We start from the raw sequence: 21,794 nt of genomic DNA, 5'->3' as shown, positions 1-21,794 counted from the left end.
TTTCAGGATATTTGACTCTCATCGCCGCCGTTACTCTGTGATGTTGTTCACATGTTCCGTGTCGATGGAGGCGCATTATAGGGAGTTATCCTGAGGCTGCAACCCTAAATATGCACKAATTTGACTGACTGCTGCATTCCACAGCAAAACCCCACCTTATACGCAGTTGTGCACAAAGTTATCCACATTCGTGATGAGGTCCTAAATTTTGCGAGCGTGACGCAAACGTTTTCGCTACAATGCACCCGCAATAATTGGATGCCCCGTTTTGGGGCGTTAGCTGAGTTTTAGGGAAAATAACTAAAATTCAGCTAACGCTCTTCTATATGCGAACCAAAGCTAAGGGATCAAACCATGCAACAACGTCGTCCTGTACGCCGCGCTCTGCTCAGTGTTTCTGACAAAGCCGGTATCGTCGAATTCGCCCAGGCGCTCTCCCAACGTGGCGTGGAGCTGCTGTCCACTGGCGGAACCGCTCATCTGCTGGCTAAAGCTGGCCTGCCGGTAACCGAAGTCTCTGACTACACCGGTTTCCCGGAGATGATGGATGGACGCGTCAAAACCCTGCATCCAAAAGTCCATGGCGGTATTCTGGGCCGTCGCGGCCAGGATGATGCGATCATGGAACAACACGCTATCTCCCCAATCGATATGGTTGTCGTCAACCTCTACCCGTTCGCACAGACTGTTGCCCGCGAAGGCTGCTCTCTGGAAGATGCGGTAGAGAATATCGATATTGGTGGCCCAACCATGGTGCGTTCCGCTGCGAAGAACCATAAAGATGTGGCAATCGTAGTAAAGAGCAGTGACTACGGAGCGATTATTAGCGAGCTGGATGCTAATGAAGGATCTCTGACGTTAGAAACCCGTTTCGATTTGGCTATTAAGGCTTTCGAACACACCGCCGCTTACGACAGCATGATCGCCAACTACTTCGGTAGCATGGTTCCTGCATACCATGGCGAAAGCAAAGATCCTTCTGGTCGTTTCCCTCGCACGCTAAACCTGAACTTCATTAAGAAGCAGGATATGCGTTACGGTGAAAACAGCCACCAGCAAGCCGCCTTCTATATAGAAGAAGAAATTAAAGAAGCCTCCGTTGCCACCGCAACTCAGGTTCAGGGCAAAGCGCTCTCTTATAACAACATTGCCGATACCGATGCGGCACTGGAATGTGTGAAAGAGTTCAACGAGCCTGCATGCGTTATCGTGAAGCATGCAAACCCTTGCGGTGTGGCTGTTAGCAATTCCTTATTAGATGCCTACGACCGCGCCTATAAAACTGACCCAACGTCTGCATTCGGGGGCATCATCGCGTTCAACCGTGAACTGGATGCCGAAACCGCGCAGGCGATTATCTCCCGCCAGTTCGTTGAAGTGATTATTGCTCCGTCAGCCAGCGAAGAAGCGCTGAAGATCACATCTGCTAAGCAAAACGTTCGCGTTCTGACTTGCGGCCAGTGGCAACAACGTGTTCCGGGCCTGGATTTCAAACGCGTTAACGGCGGTGTGTTAGTACAAGATCGCGATCTGGGTATGGTTACAGCCGCAGACCTGCGTGTTGTTAGCAAGCGCCAGCCGACAGAGCAAGAACTGCGTGATGCGTTGTTCTGCTGGAAGGTAGCAAAGTTTGTTAAGTCCAACGCGATTGTGTATGCCCGCGAGAATATGACTATTGGTATAGGTGCCGGTCAGATGAGCCGTGTTTACTCCGCTAAAATTGCCGGTATCAAAGCAAGTGATGAAGGCCTGGAAGTAAAAGGCTCCGCAATGGCATCCGATGCCTTCTTCCCGTTCCGTGACGGTATTGATGCCGCTGCGGCAGTTGGCGTGAGCTGTGTTATCCAGCCTGGCGGTTCGATCCGCGATGACGAAGTGATTGCCGCCGCTGACGAACATGGGATCGCCATGATCTTTACCGATATGCGCCACTTCCGCCATTAATCCCGGAGCGTCTATAAATGAAAGTATTAGTGATAGGTAATGGCGGGCGCGAACATGCGCTGGCCTGGAAAGCGTCGCAGTCACCCTTAGTGCGCACGGTATTTGTTGCTCCAGGCAATGCCGGCACGGCTCTGGAACCCGCTTTGCAGAACGTGGCGATTAGCCCAACGGACATCCCTGCTCTGCTCAGCTTTGCGCAAAACGAAAAAATCGATCTGACGATTGTTGGCCCGGAAGCGCCACTGGTGATTGGCGTGGTTGATGCATTCCGCGCGGCTGGCTTGAAAATCTTTGGCCCAACTCAGGGCGCTGCGCAGTTAGAAGGTTCCAAAGCCTTCACCAAGGATTTCCTGGCTCGCCATAAAATCCCAACGGCTGAATACCAGAACTTCACTGAAGTGGAGCCAGCGCTGGCCTACGTCCGTGAAAAAGGTGCACCGATTGTGATTAAAGCCGACGGACTGGCTGCCGGTAAAGGCGTGATTGTCGCAATGACGCTGGAAGAAGCAGAAGCAGCGGTAAACGATATGCTGGCTGGTAACGCCTTCGGCGACGCCGGACACCGTATCGTGGTGGAAGAGTTCCTCGATGGCGAAGAAGCCAGTTTCATTGTGATGGTTGACGGTAAGAATGTGCTGCCGATGGCTACCAGTCAGGATCATAAACGCGTTGGAGATGGTGATACCGGCCCGAATACTGGCGGTATGGGGGCTTACTCCCCGGCTCCGGTCGTGACTGATGAAGTCCACCAGCGTGCTATGGACCTGGTTATCTGGCCAACCGTGCGCGGCATGGCGGCTGAAGGGAATACCTACACCGGTTTCCTGTATGCTGGCCTGATGATCGACAAACAAGGTAACCCGAAGGTTATCGAGTTTAACTGCCGCTTTGGCGACCCTGAAACCCAGCCGATTATGCTGCGCCTGCAATCAGACCTGGTTGAGCTGTGTCTGGCCGCCTGTGATGGCAAGCTGGATGTGACAACATCGAAGTGGGACGAGCGCCCATCGCTGGGTGTCGTGATGGCCGCAGGCGGCTACCCTGCTGATTACCGTAACGGTGATGTGATTCATGGTCTGCCACTTGAAGAAGTTGCAGACGGCAAGGTTTTCCATGCCGGAACTAAACTACGTGAAGACGATATGGTCGTGACGAATGGCGGACGCGTTCTGTGCGTGACCGCATTAGGCGATACCGTTGCACAAGCGCAGCAGCGCGCATATGAGCTTATGAAGGATATCCATTGGGATGGCAGTTTTAGCCGTTCAGATATTGGCTATCGTGCTATTGAGCGTGAAAACGCAAAGTAAGATTCAAAACTCGATGTGATATTCAAGACCGCCCGCGTGAACTGACCCCATAAAGTTGGACGGTTTATATCAGGCGGCTATCTGGGCCTGGGTTCGGTACTCTACCGGACTCAGGCCTTTTAGTTTCTGTTTTATTCTTTCATGGTTGTAATAGTAGATATATTCGTCAATAGCATCCCGTAACTCCCTGATGCTTTTATACTCCTCCAGATACAGGCATTCCGTTTTCAGCGTGCCGAAGAAGCTTTCTATCACCGCATTGTCATAGCAGTTTCCCTTGCGTGACATACTCTGTTTCAGCCCTGCTTCCCTGAGTCGCTTCTGATAGTGCGCCATCTGATACTGCCAACCCTGGTCTGAATGTACCAGCGGATATTCACCTTCACTCAGAACCGACAGCGCCTTACTCAGCATATCGTCCACCATCGACAGAACGGGTCGATGCTCCATCTGATACGCCACGATTTCACCGTTATACAGGTCAAGGACCGGGGATAAATACAGCTTTTCCCCGGCAATTTTAAATTCTGTCACGTCTGTTACCCACTTCTGGTTGGGTTTGTCTGCACTGAACTGGCGGTTCAGCACATTACCCGCAGCTTTGCCATATCGCCCTTTGTAAGAGTTGTATTTCTTCCTTCTGATACAGGCGGTTAAGTCTAACTGCTGCATCAGTCTCTGAACCGTTTTATGATTCAGTGAACTCCCTTGCCGACGACCGGCCAGCGTGATACGCCGGTATCCATATCGCCCTTTATGCTTATGGAACAGCGCTAAAATCTGATGCTTATCATCAGCATATTTGTCCGGTTTTTTCGCGCAAGCCAGCTGCCAGTAAAACGTACTTCTGGCCAGCTCYGCCGCTTTTAACAGACGAGCCAGGGGATGCTGCGGCCTTAACTCATTCACGACCTGTGTTTTCTGCCGCGTTCTGGCGTGTTTTTTTCCCTGAGTAAGGCCTGAAGCTTTTTTAGATAAGCYACTTCGACGCGTAGCTGCTCGAGCTCCTCACGTTCGTCCGGGTTAAGGGGCGTTTGAGGCGTGTTGACTGATTTATTTCCAGGGGTATCCGGCATCGTTTTTTTCCTGCGGCGGTTATCTGTCAGGGCTTGCAGACCGCCTTCATCATACAGTCGTTCCCACTCACAAACCGTGGAAAAGGCAGGAATAGAGAATGTTGCACAAACTTCGCGAACAGACAGTCGATGCTCACGCATATACAGGATGACGGACTCTTTAAAGACAGGAGAGTAGGTGAAGCGTCGTGTGGTTAGCCCGGCTTCGCCATGAAGCTTCCAGACGGCAGACCACTTACGAACGGCACTGTGATCGATACCAAAACGCTTTGCTGTCGCTTTGTACCCTTCCAGACCGGAAAGATAGTGCTTCACAACCTGAAGTTTGAAGCTAAGAGAATATTTGCTCATAAAAAACTGCACCTTACTCGGTTGGGTGTCCAACTTTTTGGGTGCAGTTCACGCGTGGCGGTTTTTTATTTAGAACGTAGCAGGCTTAGGCTGCCAGCTACAGAAATCCTGATTCGCTACCAGCAGCAACTGAGAACCTTCAGGCGCTTCAAGCCAGGCAATACTCACATCCAGCGATGAATGACGTTGGCGATTCTCAATATGATTAAGCGACACGCTGTCGAGTTTAGGCTCGATGGTCTCACCTTCGCAGGTCGTTACTGTGCCATTGTCATGCCAGCGGCCTTGTCGCAAAACAACACGCCCGATGCGCAATGCTTCGCTAGTCACTTTAGTCTGGCTTGCCTGATACTGATACAAAGCGATTTGGTCATTAGAAAGCTGCTGCTTTTGACCATTCACTTCACGCTGCATGAAGCTTAGCTCACCGTGATCGTCAAAACGTACTTTTACATGCTCTGGAGGCTGGCTCTGAATCGTCATCTCAATTGAGACAAGTTGCTCGCCCTGCCAACGATAATCATTGCTAGACGTCACCCCCTTCTGCAACGGGCTAAACACCGCAATCATATGGATGCTGCCATCATCGCTATTATCTTTACGCCAGATACGCACCACATCCTGATCGGCAATATAACCGCTCGCGGTAAATGGCGGGATAGGAGGTTGGCTGCTGCATGCCATTAGCAGCACTGTGCCTGCCAGCGCGACCAAAGGACGGCAGGCAAACAAAAGGGGCGTAAACGCCCCTCTGCTAAAACTGTTCACTGACACTGGTTAACTTACTTAACAGCGTCTTTCAGTGCTTTGCCTGAAACAAATGCCGGCACGTTAGCTGCGGCGATTTTGATTTCATTACCAGTCTGTGGGTTGCGGCCAGTGCGCTCAGCACGGTGGTTTACCTTGAAGGTACCGAAACCAACCAGTTGGACAGCATCACCTTCTTTCAGAGACTCAGTAATTGCAGCCAGGGTGGATTCCAGAGCAGCTTTAGCCTGTACTTTAGACAGATCAGCCTTGTCAGCAATTACATCAATCAGTTGAGTCTTGTTCATAAGTTATCCTTACAATGTGTTTATCGCTTGCTAAGCATCGAGTGCGACGGAAATGCCAAAAAAGCACTCTCCTGCATACACGCACCGATAGCCACTTTTTTTCGCCCCACAAATGTAGACCAGACGGGGGGCTAATTGGAAGCCTTCAGGGGTGACAATTCGGACTGTAAGTCACGTTTTGCTGTCTTACTGCTGCAAATTTATACCAATATTGCTGCTACCCGCTTCACGCAGGTCCGCACGAAGCCCTTTGATCAGCTCAACATCGCGTTCTTCGCAGTCAGCTAACAGGCGGAAAATCTCCCACTGAATGTCCCATTCTTCTTCAACAGCCGGGTTTGCTCGCAGCTCTTCATCGGTCATTTCACGACCAGCCTGGGTCATTTCCAGCATAGCAACCGTGGTGATTGATGCTTTACTGACTTCAATTGCATGCTCCAGAGTTTCCCCTGAAAGACGTGAGTGAATCAATTCGCTAAGTGCAACGCATGCATCAATCGCCGGGTAGACACCGTAAATATCATAGTCGTCGGCAGACGGAATGCCTTCTTCGAGCTTCTCAAGTTGGCTATCAAAGTTTATTTTCGCATCTTTGACCGTCAGCGTTTCCCAAATCAAGTCGAGAATACGGCGATACAACTGAGGATCACCAAATTCAGTCTTCTGGCAGAACATGGCGTAATTTGGATACATGCGTTCGCATAAAGAAGCCATGAAAGTGACATGTTGCCAGCTTTCCAGTTTCTCCAGGCGCAGATGGATTGGGTTTTGTAACATAGCGATGTCTCAAAGACGGAATATTAGCGGCAGTTTACCTTAATCACCCCTGAATTGCTTGCCACCGCGTGAAAGCCGGGCGACCAGATGCTACAGCATCTGCCCAGCGAGTAGGTTCAGGTAAGCGGTAACCCATCAGACAGCGATTCACCCATAACAAGGCTGTATCAAGGCTTACACGATGGCCTGTGGAGACAAACAACGGATTGCAGCGTTTTTTACTGCGTAACACCCACGCAAGCGGCTCGCTTTTGTCAGTCAGCAACTGGCATGAGCCGGGCTCTTCAGATAACGGTGCAAACTTCCCACATAAACGTTTCTTGGCAACGCCTATCGTTGGGATGTCCACCAGCAGGCCAAAATGGGCGGCAACGCCCAAACGCCGTGGGTGCGAAATACCGTGGCCATCAACAAACAGCAGGTCTGGTTTTTGCGACAGCATTTCCCAGGCGGCAAGCAGCGCAGGGTATTCGCGAAACGAGAGGAAACCGGGGATATAAGGCATTGAGGTGGCAACACGCGCCACCTGATACTCAACCAGTTCGAGGGAAGGATATTTCAATAACACAATGGCGGCTCGTGTAACTTCACCGCCCTGCTCAAACCCAACGTCAGCCCCGGCGATTAACCGTGGAGGATCCTGCTCAAGACGATCCTCACGGATCACCTGTGAAGCTAATTCGATCTGTTGCTTACGAAGATTTGCGAGATCCATTCCCTCTCCTGATTTTTACAGGTGATACGGTTTCGACAAACGATGTACCGCTTCAACAAATGCACCCGCGTGTTCTGGCGGAACATCCTGGTGAATGCCATGGCCCAGGTTAAAGACGTGGCCTTCACCTTTACCGAATCCTGCCAGAATCGTTGCGACTTCTTCTTCGATACGTGCAGGCTGAGCATAAAGCATGGACGGGTCCATATTGCCCTGCAGTGCGACTTTATGGCCTACACGGCGACGAGCATCGGCGATATCGGTCGTCCAGTCTAATCCCAGCGCATCACATCCCGTTTCAGCCATCGCTTCCAACCATTGGCCGCCACCCTTAGTGAACATAGTCACTGGCACGCGACGACCTTCGTTTTCACGTAGCAGGCCATCAATGATTTTGTGCATGTAATAGAGCGAGAACTGCTGATAATCACGCCCGGTCAACACGCCACCCCAGGTATCGAAAATCATCACCGATTGCGCGCCAGCTTTGATTTGCGCATTCAGGTATAGCGTGACGCTTTGCGCCAGCTTATCGAGCAGAAGATGCAGCGCTTGCGGGTCGGCATACATCATCTTTTTAATCACGGTAAAGGCTTTGCTGCTACCGCCTTCAACCATATAAGTCGCAAGCGTCCACGGGCTACCGCTGAAGCCAATCAGCGGCACTTCGCCTTTTAGCTCGCGGCGAATGGTGCGCACTGCATTCATCACATAACCCAGTTCACCTTCCGGATCAGGAATCGGCAACTTTTCAACATCAGCACGGCTGGTGATAGGTGAGCGGAAACGTGGGCCTTCGCCCGCTTCAAAATAGAGGCCAAGCCCCATCGCATCCGGTACGGTGAGGATGTCGGAGAAGAGGATCGCCGCATCCAACGGGTAGCGACGCAGCGGTTGCAAAGTCACTTCGCAAGCCAACTCCGCATTTTTGCACAGCGACATAAAATCGCCGGCCTGGGCACGTGTTGCTTTGTATTCTGGCAAGTAACGACCTGCCTGCCTCATCATCCATACTGGCGTGGTATCTACAGGCTGGCGTTGCAGCGCCCGCAGGTAACGATCGTTCTTCAGTTCAGTCATTTTGCATTTCCTTTGGCTGGAACTCTAAATACATTCCGCCAGTTTACCACGTCATTCATACTCTGCCCGACACAGGGCGACAGTGTCTTCAATCAGTCGACGAGCAACCGTACCAGGTGGCGGCAATAACGGAAGTTGGTCATAACGATACCAACCCGCATCAAGTAACTCTTTCGGGTCAATTTCAATCTCACCACTGTGATATTCCGCCATGAATGCGGTCATTAAAGATTGCGGGAACGGCCATGGTTGGGAAGTCACATAACGCAAATTCTTCACGTGGATGCTGCTTTCTTCCATCACTTCACGCGCCACTGCTTGCTCGAGGGTTTCCCCTACTTCGACAAACCCGGCCAGCACGGTATAAACCCCACCGCGATGGCGTGTGTGCTGAGCAAGCAGAATGTGGTCGTCACGGCGGATAGCCACGATGATGCACGGTGAAATTTGTGGATAGTAGCGTTCACGACAATGGCTACACAGCATCGCCCATTCGGTTTTGCTAACGTGCATTTCATGGCCGCAGTAACCACAGAATTTATGTGAGCGATAGAACTCGGCTAACTGCACGCCACGCCCGGCAAGTTGAAATAACCCTGGGTCCTGGTCAATAACCTGGCGCACTGAGCCCATATCTGCACGGCGATTTTGTCGCACTAACCACACCGGCTCACTTTCCCACTCGCCGATATGCATCCCAACCGCACCCTCAAGCTGAAAATCTTGCGCCGCTCCGTGAGGTAGCTCACCTTTCGGCAACCACAATTTTTGTTCATGACTGACGATAAACCAGCCCTGATCTAACTTTTGAATTACACGTTCCATAACCTGGTGCACATCCCCGAGTTCGCTGGTATAAACAAATGGTCGTAACAATTTTGGGTACGTTTGCGTTACATCTTTTACTCACGGAATCACGGAGTCAATCATGCTTAACCAGTTAGAAAATCTGACTGAGCGCGTCGGTGGTAGTAATGAGTTAATCGACCAATGGCTACATGCCCGCAAACATTTATTGGTGGCTTATTACAATATGGTAGGGATCAAGCCTAACAAGGAATCCCATACCGCGCTCAATGAAAAGGCTCTGGATAACTTTTGCCATAATCTGGTGGATTATCTTTCTGCCGGTCATTTCAATATTTATGAACGCATTATCAGCGAAATGGAAGGTAGCAGCCCACTTTTAGCCGCAACTCACCTTTATCCGCAGCTTGAAGCCAACACCCAACACATTATGGATTTTTACGATTCGCATCTCGAAAGTGCTATCGATGATGATAACTATATTGAGTTCCAGAAAGCATTATCCGGCATCGGCGAAGCGCTGGAATCACGTTTCTCGCTGGAAGATAAACTCATTCTGTTGGCGTACGACAATGATTTAAATGACAGTGCTAACGATACCGGCAGCCTTGCACGTCCGGCTTGAGTTCTGCTCTGTTAACGAGTAGTTTACATAGCGACCCGTAGCAATACGGGTTTATCTTGTCGGAGTGCCGAGTGTTTAATTGAACACCGGCTGAGACCGTTAATTCGGGATCCGCGGAACCTGATCAGGCTAATACCTGCGAAGGGAACAAGAGTAATTCTGCTTTTGGGTTCACCCGTACGCGGGCGCCCCACATTCATTACTCCTCCGTTGTTCTGACAAGCCACTTCCTGATAAACACTGGAATGAGCTATGTCTACTACTGAAAAAAAACTAAACCGCCGCGAACAACGCGCTGCTGCCCAACATTTTATCAATACGTTGGAAGGTACTGCTTTCCCCAACTCCCAACGTATTTATCTAACTGGCTCACGCGATGATATCCGCGTACCGATGCGCGAAATTCAACTCAGCCCAACCGCAACTGGCGGTACCAAAGAAAACCCTTTATTCACCCCTAACGATGCGATACCGGTGTATGACACTTCTGGCCCGTATGGCGACCCGGCAATCAGCATCGACGTTCTGCGCGGGCTTTCACCACTGCGTGAAAACTGGATTGCCGAACGTGATGACTGCGAAATACTGACCGACCGTAGCTCTGCGTATACCAAAGAGCGCCTTGCTGATGATGGCCTGGACGAATTGCGTTTTGAAACACAACTCACGCCTAAGCGCGCTAAGGCTGGAAAAATCGTTACGCAACTGCACTATGCACGACAGGGAATTGTGACGCCGGAAATGGAGTTTATCGCCGTCCGTGAAAACATGGGCCGTGAACGCATTCGCGATGAAGTGTTACGCCACCAGCATCCAGGCCAGGGTTTTGGCGCGCGCCTGCCAGAAAATATTACCCCTGAATTTGTGCGTGACGAAGTCGCCGCAGGCCGGGCAATTATCCCTGCCAATATCAACCACCCCGAATCTGAGCCAATGGTTATCGGGCGTAATTTCCTTGTCAAAGTGAATGCTAATATCGGCAACTCAGCGGTCACCTCCTCCATTGAAGAAGAAGTGGAAAAACTGGTCTGGTCAACACGCTGGGGGGCGGACACCGTGATGGATCTATCTACTGGCCGCTATATCCACGAAACCCGCGAATGGATTTTGCGTAATAGCCCTGTGCCAATCGGAACAGTGCCAATCTACCAGGCACTGGAAAAAGTAAACGGCATTGCTGAAGACCTGACCTGGGAAATGTTTCGCGACACGCTTCTGGAACAAGCCGAGCAAGGCGTGGACTACTTCACTATTCACGCTGGAGTGTTGCTGCGTTATGTGCCGATGACAGCCAAACGCCTGACCGGAATTGTATCGCGTGGCGGATCGATTATGGCGAAATGGTGCCTGTCGCATCATCAGGAAAACTTTCTGTATGAGCACTTCCGCGAAATTTGCGAAATTTGTGCCGCTTACGACGTTTCACTCTCACTGGGCGATGGCCTGCGCCCTGGCTCCATTCAGGATGCCAACGATGAAGCGCAATTCTCAGAACTACATACACTGGGCGAACTGACCAAAATTGCCTGGGAATACGATGTGCAGGTAATGATTGAAGGGCCAGGACATGTGCCAATGCAGATGATCCGCCGCAATATGACCGAAGAACTGGAGCATTGCCACGAAGCTCCGTTCTATACACTCGGCCCGCTGACCACGGACATTGCGCCAGGTTACGACCATTTCACTTCCGGTATTGGAGCCGCCATGATCGGCTGGTTTGGCTGCGCGATGCTCTGTTACGTGACGCCAAAAGAGCACCTCGGCCTGCCGAATAAAGAAGATGTTAAACAGGGGCTGATTACCTACAAAATTGCGGCGCATGCTGCAGACCTGGCAAAAGGCCATCCCGGCGCGCAAATCCGCGACAACGCCATGTCAAAAGCCCGCTTCGAGTTCCGCTGGGAAGATCAGTTTAATCTCGCGCTCGATCCCTTCACCGCTCGCGCCTATCACGATGAAACGCTGCCGCAAGAATCCGGCAAAGTCGCTCACTTCTGTTCGATGTGCGGGCCAAAATTCTGCTCAATGAAAATCTCCCAGGAAGTGCGTGATTTCGCGGCTAAACAGGCGATTGAAGTCGGCATGGAAGATATGTCGCAAACGTTCCGGGCAAAAGGCGGTGAAATTTACCTGCGCCAGGAGGAAGTGTGATGAGCGAATCAGCTTTTTCAGATGTTCCAAAACGCCTGGGATTGTATCCGGTGGTGGATAGTGTGGAGTGGATCGAGCGTTTGCTAGAGGCTGGTGTACGCACCATCCAGCTACGAATCAAAGACAAAGTCGAAAGCGACGTAGAAGCCGATATTATCGCGGCCATCAAACTGGGCGATCGCTACAACGCACGTTTATTCATTAACGATTACTGGCAACTGGCGATAAAACATCGCGCTTACGGCGTGCATCTCGGTCAGGAAGATATGGATGTGGCAAATCTGGACGCTATTCGCGATGCGGGTCTGCGGCTTGGACTTTCCACTCACGATAATATGGAAATGGATCGCGCCCTCGCGGCACGCCCCTCGTACATCGCTCTGGGGCATGTTTTTCCAACCAATACCAAACAGATGCCGTCTGCCCCGCAGGGGCTCGAGCAATTGGCTGAACATATCAAAACCCTCGGTGATTATCCCACCGTGGCGATTGGCGGAATTAGCCTGGAACGAGTTCCTGCCGTCCTCGCCACTGGCGTTGGCAGTGTGGCTGTTGTTAGCGCAATAACTCAGGCTGCTAACTGGCAAACTGCTACTGCGCAGCTACTGGAACTGGTGGGGGCTGGCGATGAATGATACAGATTTCATGCGCTACAGCCGCCAGCTGTTGCTGGAAGACATTGCCATCGAAGGGCAACAGAAGCTGCTCGCAAGTAAAGTTTTAATCGTCGGGCTTGGCGGGCTAGGCTCGCCAGCCGCGTTATATCTTGCAGCTGCGGGCGTTGGCACTTTGATTCTTGCTGATGATGACAATGTGCATATCAGTAATTTGCAGCGCCAGATTCTGTTCACTTCAGCAGATCTCGACCAGCCGAAATCACGAGTCGCACAGCGTCATCTTCAACTGCTCAATCCTGATATTAAACTCCAGGTTATTGGCGAACGCCTGGCTGGAAAATCATTAGCTCAGGCAGTAAAAAGCGCCGATCTAGTGCTGGATTGCAGCGACAACATGGCGACACGACAGGGGATTAACGCTGCATGTATCGCGCATAATAAACCGTTGATTTCCGCCAGCGCAGTGGGGTTTGGCGGGCAGTTGATGGTCCTTACGCCGCCATGGGAAAACGGTTGTTATCGCTGCGTCTGGCCGGATGAACAAGAGCCAGAACGCAATTGCCGCACCGCAGGCATTATCGGCCCGGTAGTTGGGGTCATGGGGACATTACAGGCACTTGAAGCCATAAAACTGATAAGCGGTATGGTTCCCGCTGCCGGGACTTTGCGTCTGTTTGATGCCCGTCAACATAGCTGGCGAACTCTCGCCATGCAGAAAGCAGCTAATTGCCCGGTATGCGGAGGGCAACATGCACATCCACTTTAACGAAGAACCAATGCAGTGCCCGGATAACCTGACGCTGGAAAATTTGTTGGAGCGGTTGCGTCTAATAAGGCCAGGGATCGCATTGGCCATCAATCAGACTATCGTTCCACGCGAGCAGTGGGAGACCCATTTATTGAATGATGGCGACCAAATCTTGCTTTTTCAGGCCATAGCCGGGGGTTAACATGCTACAGATTGCTGATAAAACTTTCTCATCACGATTATTCACCGGTACCGGGAAATTCTCTTCACCGCAGGTGATGGTCGAGGCCATTCGTATCTCCGGTTCCCAACTGGTGACGATGGCAATGAAACGTGTCGATTTGCGTAACCATAACGATGCGATCCTCGCGCCATTGCTTGAGGCAGGCGTGCAGTTGCTACCGAATACGTCCGGAGCCAAAACGGCGGAAGAAGCGATTTTTGCAGCTCAACTGGCCCGCGAAGCGCTCGGCACTCATTGGGTAAAACTGGAGATTCATCCCGACGCCCGCTACTTGTTACCCGACCCCATCGAAACACTGATAGCTGCAGAGAAACTCGTCAAACTGGGATTTGTGGTGCTGCCATATTGCGGCGCCGATCCGGTATTGTGCAAACGGCTTGAAGAAGTGGGATGTGCGGCAGTCATGCCGCTCGGAGCGCCAATAGGTTCCAATCAGGGCTTACAAACCCGCGCATTCTTAGAAATCATTATCGACCAGGCCCGCGTGCCGGTAGTGGTTGATGCTGGCATTGGTGCGCCAAGCCATGCCGCAGAAGCGTTGGAAATGGGGGCTGCTGCTGTACTGGTGAATACTGCCATTGCGGTTGCACGAGATCCCATTCAAATGGCCCACGCTTTTCGCATGGCTGTTGAAGCCGGAGCAATTGCCGCTCAATCCGGTTTAGGGGCTCGCCACCAGCAGGCACAAGCTTCCAGTCCGCTAACCCAGTTTCTGCAATTCAGCCAGGAGGGTTTGTGATGGCACAAACCTTCACCGACCGCTGGCGCGAGCTGGACTGGGATGACATCACGCTTCGTATCAACAGCAAAACCGCTGCCGATGTAGAACGTGCATTAAGCACCCGCAAGATTACCCGCGATGATCTTATGGCGCTATTGTCTCCGGCTGCCAGTCAGTACCTTGAACCGCTCGCACAGCAGGCCCAGCAGTTAACTCGCCAGCGTTTTGGAAACACGGTGAGTTTTTACGTTCCGCTTTATCTCTCCAATCTTTGCGCCAACGACTGCACCTACTGCGGCTTTTCGATGAGCAACAAGCTCAAACGTAAGACGCTGGATGAGCAAGAAATTGAGCGGGAATGCGAGGCGATTCGCAAGCTGGGATTTGAGCATTTGTTATTGGTGACGGGTGAGCATCAAACCAAAGTCGGCATGGATTATTTCCGTCAGCATCTTCCGGCGATTCGTCGCTGCTTCAGCTCGCTGCAAATGGAAGTGCAGCCGCTGGATGAACGCGAATACGCTGAACTCAAAGCGCTTGGGTTAGACGGCGTAATGGTCTACCAGGAAACCTATCATCAGGCGGTATACGCGCAACATCATCTACGGGGCAATAAGCAGAATTTCTTCTGGCGCCTGGAAACACCGGACAGGCTGGGCCGTGCGGGGATAGATAAAATAGGCCTCGGCGCGTTGATTGGTTTATCAGACAGTTGGCGCACCGACTGCTTTATGGTGGCAGAGCACTTACTTTGGCTTCAGCAAAACTACTGGCAAAGCCGTTATTCGATTTCATTTCCACGATTACGCCCCTGTGCGGGTGGAGTAGAACCGGCATCGATAATGACAGAAAGCCAACTGGTGCAGGTGATATGCGCGTTTCGCCTGCTTTCGCCCGATGTGGAGCTTTCACTTTCTACTCGTGAATCACCATGGTTTCGGGATCATATGATCCCGCTCGCCATCAACAATGTCAGTGCGTTCTCTAAAACTCAACCGGGTGGTTATGCCGACAACCACCCTGAGCTCGAGCAGTTTGCTCCGCACGACGGGCGCACACCAGCTGAAGTCGCAGCAGCATTAACACGCTCTGGCTTACAGCCAGTATGGAAAGACTGGGATAGTTTTTTGGGAAGAAATTCGCATTAGTTCTGCGCGTTTGCATAGCCAATAAAGAGATTCCGAAACCAACCGGGGCGGCAACTTCTCCGCTAACTGCCGCCCCGCTTTTCGATTAATAAACGGTGACTTTCGCTACTTTTGCGACTTTACCGTCACGAGAAGGAGTATCAGGAGTGATTCCCAGAGCAATGGCACTGTAAAGCCCGGCCAGTTGCGCAAATGCGACATAGAGTAACGTCGCCCAGGATTCGTGGTAATCCGCCAACTCTGGTGTAGCAAAATGAAAATAACGATCCCCCAGCTTAACGCCGGCAGGTAGAGCATCATGACCGATGGCAATAATTTGCGCTGTGGCGCTTCGCTCGTGGGTCAGTTCCGACATCATGTCGCTGTCATAACGGTGGATTTCGGCGCATGCAGCGAGATAACCGATAACAGTAGCATCGCGATTGATAATCAGCTTTGGCCCATGGCGGAACTCCAGCATTGAATGCCAGGCCGTCATCACTTGGCCGTTACCCATTTCCAGCAGTTTAAGACTCGTTTCACAAGCAACGGCTTTTAGCGACAGGGAACCGACCACCACGACATTGTTGCGAGACTCCGCCGCCCACTGTTCGATATCAGCAGCATAATGCGTAAGAAAATGGTTCATGCCACGCTGCAAGATTGGCAGCACTTTTTCGGCCTCAGACCAGCCGGCAGGGGCCACCAGCAACATTAGATACCAAAGGGGAATGGTGAACTCGGAAGTCGCCGCAAAACTGCCGTTAGAAGTGCCTTCTGGAACCGGTATAAACAGCCCTTCTGAATGCTTCTGTGCAAGTTGAGCAAGGCGACTGCTGACGTTGTTGGTGACACTGAGGTGGCGCAATTTCGGGTTGGCGGCGAGTGCACGCTCCACAACTTTCACAGTTTCAGGCGTGTTACCCGAACTACTAACGGATACTAATACGGTATTATCGTGCAGGCTTTCGGGCATCAGTACCAGATCGGTTGCAGGTAACACATCGATTTGATTTGGTACAACACTACGCAACCAGTTCACACTCGCCTGTGCCGCTAACAGCGAGGAGCCCGCCCCGGTAATAAGGATTCGCGTGTCAGTATCACTTTTTCGCCAGAATGCCTGAATCTCGGCTTCATGTGCTTTCACACGTTCAAGCCCTTCTTGCCACAAACGGGGCTGAGCCACGATGGCTTCTACGGTCAAACTGGCTCCCTTTTGCTGCCAGTACGCTTCATTATGATTTAACATGTTTATTTTCCACCTGTTATGAAACTTGCGCCATGCCGAAGAAGTGCTTTAGCATGCCGACTTCTGCGCCATTCCTATTCATTAACAACCCTATCGGGGGAACCATGAAACCGGTATATATCCTTATTCGCGATACACTTAAACGCGATATTCAGAACCAAAAATACCCGGTTGGCTCCCTGATCCCTTCTGAACGCGAACTGGCGGAAACTTACCAGGTCACGCGTGCGACGGTGCAAAAAGCCATTGCTCATATGGAACAAGAAGGCCTGGTTAAAAAAGTGGTCGGTAAAGGCACCTACGTAAATCGCACCTTTGCACCACCGGTTTATTTGCTCAACCCAGATGGCGAAAGCAGTGCGCTGGGCGTCACGAAAGAACTCAGTGGTAAAGTCACCATCACCAGCCGTCTGATTTACCATGTGCAGCAACCTGCCGGTGAATACCTTGCCAACCAGTTTGGCGTGCCTGAAAACAAACCTGTCCACGCTATTCGCCGTGTTCGCCTGTTCGATGGGACACCAGTATTAGTTGAGGACAGCTACATTCCGTTAGCGATTGTCGATACCATCGACGACGACGTGTTACAAAACCACTCGCTGTACGCCTTTATCGAAGAGAAGTGCCAACAAAAAATCGGCGGCACAGACTCAATGGTAGGAGCGAGCCTGTTTGACGATGTGATGGCAGCCCTGCTCGACATCCCCGTTAATTCACCCATGTTGCACATCAAAGAGAGCACCTGGCTTGAGGACGGCACAGTGTTTAACTACTCCTGGAGTTATAACCGTGGCGACCTCTTCAGAATGCGCAGCCGTAAAAATCTTATCCCTTAAAGAATTGCGGTAGATATTCGCGGTGCGCTTCGAGTAATTCATCGAGCACCACTTTTGCTAGTTTGCCGGAAGGAACCAGTGGGTTAAGGGTTAGCGCTTGCAAAGCTGCACCATAGTCACCCGTAACCGCTGCTTCCACCGCCATTTCTTCCCATGCTTTCATCAGAGAAACTAAACCCGAAACGGTGGCAGGCAACGGATCGTTATTCAGCGGAATCGCACCGTAACGACCGATAACACAAGTCGTTTCAATGGCGACATTATCCGGCAGTGAACGAATCGCACCGTTATTGCGTACGTTGACCGTCATCAGGAGGTTTTTGTCGTTATAGATTGCGCTGATTAACTCACAGGCCGCTTCGGAGTAATACGCCCCACCGCGCTGCTCAAGCTGTTTTGGTTTTTCATGCAACTGTGGGTTTCTGTACAGCTCAAATAACTCATGCTCGACCGCTTGCACCACTTCGCCACGCGTTCCATGTTCTTCGAATTCCTGAAGCTGCTTTTCCAGCACATCACTGGTGGCGTAGTAATACTGGTGATAAGGGCATGGGATCACGCCAAGATGTTGGATTTGGTCCTGAAGCCATGGAATGTCCGGGATATTTTTCGGTTTGTGTTCGCTGTCATATTTGAGATTTTTCAGCACGTCTGGCATGACATCTTTACCATCCATATAGACGTGGGTGCCATACAGGAAATGGTTCAAGCCAACGAGTTGCAGCAAGAAGCGAGATTTATCCACACCGAGAATTTCTGCCACCATGCGCTGCATTGACTGGGATAAATTACATAGCCCGACGCATTTAATTTTGCTGTGTTTGATAACCGCTTCGGTGACGATACCACTCGGATTGGTGAAGTTAATCAGCCACGCATCCGGACACAGCTCTTCCATGTCGCGGCAGATGTCCAGAATCACGGGAATGGTACGTAATGCTTTAGCCAACCCGCCCGCACCATTAGTCTCCTGGCCGATAAGCCCATGTGACAAGGGAATACGTTCGTCTTTGATACGCGCGTCTAATTGCCCCACGCGCAGCTGGGTTGTGACGAAGTCGGCATCTTTCAGCGCTTCGCGTCTGTCGAGCGTAAGATGCACCTGGCAGTCAATGCCAGCCGCCTCGACCATACGTTTTGCCAGGTTTCCTACGATTTCCAGTTTTTCACGTCCGGCTTCAACATCCACCAGCCAGATTTCATTAATCGGCATTTCGGCATAGCGCTGGATAAAACCTTCGATAATCTCTGGCGTATACGAACTACCGCCACCAATGGTCACTATCTTTAATTTTTTATTCATTCCGCAATCCTTCTTTATACTCCAGGACTATTTCATCCTGATTGACGATACTTTCTTCCTGCTCGTTTTCTTCTCGTAGATACTGTTTATCCAGCGTCATAACGAACGGATAATAAATTGTCATTGCGACTGCGAGGTTAATTGCCTGGAAGAGCATGCCTTTCCAGCCACAAATTAAAAAACCGCTAATAAAAATGGGCGTGGTCCAGGGAATTTCTAGCCCAGACGTTAGAGGTAGCCAACCAAAAGCCATCGCACTATAGGTTATTACGCATAGCACAACCGGAACGATAATAAAGGGGATAAATAGCAGCGGGTTTAGGGCAATAGGCACACCGAATATTATCGGTTCGTTGATATTAAAAATGGCGGCCGGTGAAGCAAGTTTGGCAATTTCACGCATACGCTTACTTTTGGCCCGAAACAACATCACCAATAACATTGCGAGGGTAAACCCTGTACCACCACAAATTAAAAATACATCGCGGAACTGTTGAGTAATGATGTTGACTGGTGGCAAGCCTTGCTTCATGGCTTGCATATTCTCAAGCGTTAATGAACGCCAGATTGGGCCCATAATGGCCGTCACAATAGAATCACCATGCAACCCAAAGAACCAGAAGAAGCTGACAAAAAACTCCGCCACCATTTGTGATGGTAAGGTATTGCCCAACTGCATCATCGGAGCTTGTAGCACCTTAAAAATCATCTCTTGCGCTGTGCCGAACGGAGTCACTTCAAATAACAAGCGAATCAGCCAAAATGCCACGATGATAAGAAATGATGGAATTAATGAGCTAAAGCTATTTGCCACCGCAGGAGGAACACTCGACGGCATAGAAATTGTCAAACGCGGGTGGTTAAGGAAACGATACAAGCGCACTGCTGTTACCGTCACAATCAGCGAAAGGAATAAACCCTGAGCACCCAGCGCGAAGGTTGGAATGACATCGCTAATTACACCACCATTTTCTTGTGGGAGTTTATAAGGCGTGACAATCAAAAAACTGACGAAGGAAATAAGTGCACAGGATATTTCATTAAGTTTCCAACGTTTTGCCAGGCTAATACTGGTACTCAAGACTACCAGTAATGCCATTACAGAATAGGTGGCATCCAGAACATAATTTAACTGCCCAATAAATTTCTCACCAAAAATACGAATAATAAATTCGTTATAGCCAGGGATCGGCAAATTGGCTATCAGTAAAAAGAAAGAGCCAATAATGAGAAATGGCATAATCCGAATAAAACCATCTTTAATCGCCGAGAGATAATCATTCCCTTCAATCTTCATTGCCAGAGGCAATATTTTCCTTTCCATAAAAGCAGTGAAATTTTTCATGTTGTGGCTCACTGTGCTGGTTTTGATTTTAGTGGTATATACCACTTAGTTAAAGACTATGTAGTTCAGGGTTTTCTGTCAATGGAGCACAATGGGGTTTACCAGGATTAAGCGGGTTTTGTGAGCAGCTCCACAATCGCAAGCTACCAGGGAAACTCAAAATGTAACCGGTTTCAGTCCATCCAAGTTTCTTTTGTGACCCCTCACACACAATCACCGCAAAGCGGTTGTTGTACCGAGGCGTCACGGATAATTATCTGTGTATCCAACGGACACTGAGAGCAGATCTATGAAGAATATCGTTTTGTGTTGTGCAGCGGGTATGTCGACTAGCATTTTGGTCCAACGTATGAAGGACGCCGCTCAGAAGAAAGGTATTGAAGTCTCAATCAAGGCAGTGCCGGTTGCAGAATTTAAAGACAATATCGACACCGCCGATATCGTGCTGCTGGGTCCACAGGTTAAATATGAACACGCTAAGCTACAGGCGATTGCAGAGCCAATGGGTAAAACAGTTGCAGTCATCGACATGATGGATTACGGCATGATGAAAGGCGATGTTGTGCTCGAGAAAGCTTTGAAAATGATGGAGTCATAAGACGTGGAAGATTTAGAAACGATTATCATGGAATTGTTGGTTAACGCAGGTAGCGCGCGCAGCCAGGCGTTGACAGCTCTGCAAATGGCCCGTAAAGGGGATTTCGTAGCAGCTCAACAAGCGATGGAAGAGTCTCGTGAGTTTGTGAAACATGCTCACAAAATTCAGACCCAACTTATCGGGTTAGATGAAGGCACTGGCAAACTGCCGGTTAACTTGATTACCGTACACTCCCAGGACCACCTGATGAACGCGATGGTGATTCAGGATTTGGCCGAAGACATGATTGAACTGTATCGCCGTCTGCCTCTAGCTAACTGATTTATTTCAGGTATTTCAGGTATAAAAAAACCGCTCTTTTGAACTGACCCCATAAAGTTGGACGGTTTATATCAGGCGGCTATCTGGGCCTGGGTTCGGTACTCTACCGGACTCAGGCCTTTTAGTTTCTGTTTTATTCTTTCATGGTTGTAATAGTAGATATATTCGTCAATAGCATCCCGTAACTCCCTGATGCTTTTATACTCCTCCAGATACAGGCATTCCGTTTTCAGCGTGCCGAAGAAGCTTTCTATCACCGCATTGTCATAGCAGTTTCCCTTGCGTGACATACTCTGTTTCAGCCCTGCTTCCCTGAGTCGCTTCTGATAGTGCGCCATCTGATACTGCCAACCCTGGTCTGAATGTACCAGCGGATATTCACCTTCACTCAGAACCGACAGCGCCTTACTCAGCATATCGTCCACCATCGACAGAACGGGTCGATGCTCCATCTGATACGCCACGATTTCACCGTTATACAGGTCAAGGACCGGGGATAAATACAGCTTTTCCCCGGCAATTTTAAATTCTGTCACGTCTGTTACCCACTTCTGGTTGGGTTTGTCTGCACTGAACTGGCGGTTCAGCACATTACCCGCAGCTTTGCCATATCGCCCTTTGTAAGAGTTGTATTTCTTCCTTCTGATACAGGCGGTTAAGTCTAACTGCTGCATCAGTCTCTGAACCGTTTTATGATTCAGTGAACTCCCTTGCCGACGACCGGCCAGCGTGATACGCCGATATCCATATCGCCCTTTATGCTTATGGAACAGCGCTAAAATCTGATG

General features: G+C 50.4%; 23 protein-coding genes and 1 riboswitch. Of the genes, 12 read left to right on the top strand and 11 right to left on the bottom strand.

The genetic code is table 11. The features are described from left to right. Positions 1 to 354 precede the first annotated feature (354 nt). Entirely contained in the window at positions 355 to 1,944 is a 1,590-nt protein-coding gene (gene purH / locus IX31_RS20700) for a bifunctional phosphoribosylaminoimidazolecarboxamide formyltransferase/IMP cyclohydrolase (RefSeq protein ID WP_034461523.1), read from the top strand. Between the two features lie 17 nt (positions 1,945 to 1,961). Beyond that, entirely contained in the window at positions 1,962 to 3,254 is a 1,293-nt protein-coding gene (gene purD, locus IX31_RS20695) for a phosphoribosylamine--glycine ligase (RefSeq protein WP_034461522.1), read from the top strand. A gap of 69 nt (positions 3,255 to 3,323) precedes the next feature. Here the strand turns inward: purD and IX31_RS23050 are convergent. From IX31_RS23050 to nudC, 7 genes are all read right to left on the bottom strand, one after another. Further along, a protein-coding gene (locus IX31_RS23050; RefSeq protein WP_122974009.1) for an IS3 family transposase occupies positions 3,324 to 4,681 on the bottom strand; the annotation gives its coding sequence in 2 pieces (ribosomal slippage) (positions 3,324 to 4,219 and positions 4,219 to 4,681; 1,359 coding nt in all). A gap of 69 nt (positions 4,682 to 4,750) precedes the next feature. Further along, positions 4,751 to 5,449: a DUF1481 domain-containing protein gene (locus tag IX31_RS20680; RefSeq protein ID WP_034461606.1), complete on the bottom strand. Its 699-nt coding sequence runs from the start codon at positions 5,447 to 5,449 to the stop codon at positions 4,751 to 4,753. Between the two features lie 14 nt (positions 5,450 to 5,463). Next, positions 5,464 to 5,736, bottom strand: a complete 273-nt coding sequence (hupA, locus tag IX31_RS20675; RefSeq protein WP_032615913.1) for a nucleoid-associated protein HU-alpha — start codon at positions 5,734 to 5,736, stop codon at positions 5,464 to 5,466. Positions 5,737 to 5,922: 186 nt separating this feature from the next. Further along, on the bottom strand, positions 5,923 to 6,513 hold the full coding sequence (locus IX31_RS20670; protein ID WP_034461521.1) for a YjaG family protein: 591 nt from the start codon (positions 6,511 to 6,513) through the stop codon (positions 5,923 to 5,925). Between the two features lie 43 nt (positions 6,514 to 6,556). Next, complete coding sequence (gene nfi, locus IX31_RS20665) at positions 6,557 to 7,228, bottom strand: deoxyribonuclease V (RefSeq protein ID WP_034461519.1); 672 nt, start codon at positions 7,226 to 7,228, stop codon at positions 6,557 to 6,559. A 15-nt stretch (positions 7,229 to 7,243) separates the two neighbouring features. Next, positions 7,244 to 8,308, bottom strand: coding sequence for a uroporphyrinogen decarboxylase (gene hemE / locus IX31_RS20660; protein WP_034461518.1), 1,065 nt, complete (start codon positions 8,306 to 8,308; stop codon positions 7,244 to 7,246). Positions 8,309 to 8,359: 51 nt separating this feature from the next. Then, entirely contained in the window at positions 8,360 to 9,133 is a 774-nt protein-coding gene (gene nudC / locus IX31_RS20655; protein WP_034461517.1) for an NAD(+) diphosphatase, read from the bottom strand. 103 nt (positions 9,134 to 9,236) lie between these two features. Here nudC and IX31_RS20650 point away from each other — a divergent pair, with 103 nt between their 5' ends. The 7 genes from IX31_RS20650 to thiH all read left to right on the top strand — a co-directional run bounded on the left by IX31_RS20650 (position 9,237) and on the right by thiH (position 15,372). Beyond that, positions 9,237 to 9,740 (top strand): Rsd/AlgQ family anti-sigma factor, encoded by a 504-nt coding sequence (locus tag IX31_RS20650; protein ID WP_034461516.1) that lies wholly within the window; start codon positions 9,237 to 9,239, stop codon positions 9,738 to 9,740. Positions 9,741 to 9,790: 50 nt separating this feature from the next. After that, a riboswitch (TPP riboswitch) is annotated at positions 9,791 to 9,904 on the top strand. Positions 9,905 to 9,992: 88 nt separating this feature from the next. Next, entirely contained in the window at positions 9,993 to 11,894 is a 1,902-nt protein-coding gene (thiC, locus tag IX31_RS20645; protein ID WP_034461515.1) for a phosphomethylpyrimidine synthase ThiC, read from the top strand. Then, positions 11,894 to 12,529, top strand: coding sequence for a thiamine phosphate synthase (gene thiE, locus IX31_RS20640; protein WP_034461514.1), 636 nt, complete (start codon positions 11,894 to 11,896; stop codon positions 12,527 to 12,529). The genes thiC and thiE overlap by 1 nt, the downstream gene beginning before the upstream one ends. Then, on the top strand, positions 12,522 to 13,277 hold the full coding sequence (locus tag IX31_RS20635; protein WP_034461513.1) for a HesA/MoeB/ThiF family protein: 756 nt from the start codon (positions 12,522 to 12,524) through the stop codon (positions 13,275 to 13,277). The genes thiE and IX31_RS20635 overlap by 8 nt, the downstream gene beginning before the upstream one ends. Continuing rightward, entirely contained in the window at positions 13,261 to 13,461 is a 201-nt protein-coding gene (gene thiS / locus IX31_RS20630) for a sulfur carrier protein ThiS (RefSeq protein WP_034461512.1), read from the top strand. The genes IX31_RS20635 and thiS overlap by 17 nt, the downstream gene beginning before the upstream one ends. A gap of 1 nt (position 13,462) precedes the next feature. After that, complete coding sequence (thiG, locus tag IX31_RS20625; protein WP_034461510.1) at positions 13,463 to 14,242, top strand: thiazole synthase; 780 nt, start codon at positions 13,463 to 13,465, stop codon at positions 14,240 to 14,242. Continuing rightward, the gene (gene thiH / locus IX31_RS20620; RefSeq protein ID WP_034461509.1) at positions 14,242 to 15,372 is read left to right on the top strand and encodes a 2-iminoacetate synthase ThiH; all 1,131 of its coding nucleotides are present in this window, start codon (positions 14,242 to 14,244) and stop codon (positions 15,370 to 15,372) included. Before thiG ends, thiH begins: the two co-directional genes overlap by 1 nt. 85 nt (positions 15,373 to 15,457) lie before the next feature. Here thiH and IX31_RS20615 read toward each other — a convergent pair whose 3' ends face one another. Further along, on the bottom strand, positions 15,458 to 16,603 hold the full coding sequence (locus tag IX31_RS20615; RefSeq protein ID WP_034461508.1) for an SIS domain-containing protein: 1,146 nt from the start codon (positions 16,601 to 16,603) through the stop codon (positions 15,458 to 15,460). Between the two features lie 104 nt (positions 16,604 to 16,707). Between IX31_RS20615 and IX31_RS20610 the strand changes: the two genes are divergently transcribed. Beyond that, on the top strand, positions 16,708 to 17,439 hold the full coding sequence (locus tag IX31_RS20610) for a GntR family transcriptional regulator (protein ID WP_034461605.1): 732 nt from the start codon (positions 16,708 to 16,710) through the stop codon (positions 17,437 to 17,439). On the opposite strand, the gene IX31_RS20605 is transcribed toward IX31_RS20610, so the two are convergent. Both IX31_RS20605 and IX31_RS20600 read right to left on the bottom strand, forming a co-directional pair. Next, a complete protein-coding gene (locus IX31_RS20605; RefSeq protein WP_034461507.1) occupies positions 17,429 to 18,742 on the bottom strand; it encodes a 6-phospho-beta-glucosidase in 1,314 nt (437 codons plus the stop codon). The two genes, IX31_RS20610 and IX31_RS20605, sit on opposite strands and share 11 nt — an antisense overlap. Continuing rightward, positions 18,735 to 20,087, bottom strand: a complete 1,353-nt coding sequence (locus IX31_RS20600) for a PTS sugar transporter subunit IIC (protein WP_034461604.1) — start codon at positions 20,085 to 20,087, stop codon at positions 18,735 to 18,737. The genes IX31_RS20605 and IX31_RS20600 overlap by 8 nt, the downstream gene beginning before the upstream one ends. 289 nt (positions 20,088 to 20,376) lie before the next feature. On the opposite strand from IX31_RS20600, the gene IX31_RS20595 reads away from it, so the two are divergent. Beyond that, positions 20,377 to 20,685 carry a PTS sugar transporter subunit IIB gene (locus tag IX31_RS20595; protein WP_034461506.1) on the top strand — a complete coding sequence of 103 codons (309 nt, stop codon included), beginning with the start codon at positions 20,377 to 20,379 and terminating at the stop codon, positions 20,683 to 20,685. Between the two features lie 3 nt (positions 20,686 to 20,688). After that, the gene (locus IX31_RS20590; RefSeq protein WP_034461505.1) at positions 20,689 to 21,006 is read left to right on the top strand and encodes a PTS lactose/cellobiose transporter subunit IIA; all 318 of its coding nucleotides are present in this window, start codon (positions 20,689 to 20,691) and stop codon (positions 21,004 to 21,006) included. Between the two features lie 71 nt (positions 21,007 to 21,077). Here IX31_RS20590 and IX31_RS20585 read toward each other — a convergent pair. Next, positions 21,078 to 21,794 (bottom strand): IS3 family transposase (locus IX31_RS20585; RefSeq protein ID WP_034461504.1); only part of this gene is annotated, 717 nt, incomplete at its 5' end.

The organism is Buttiauxella noackiae (assembly GCF_000737905.1).
Taxonomy (GTDB): Bacteria; Pseudomonadota; Gammaproteobacteria; order Enterobacterales; family Enterobacteriaceae; genus Buttiauxella; species Buttiauxella noackiae.
Note: the sequence above shows the minus strand (reverse complement) of the source record. Positions and strands in the feature narration are given on the sequence as shown.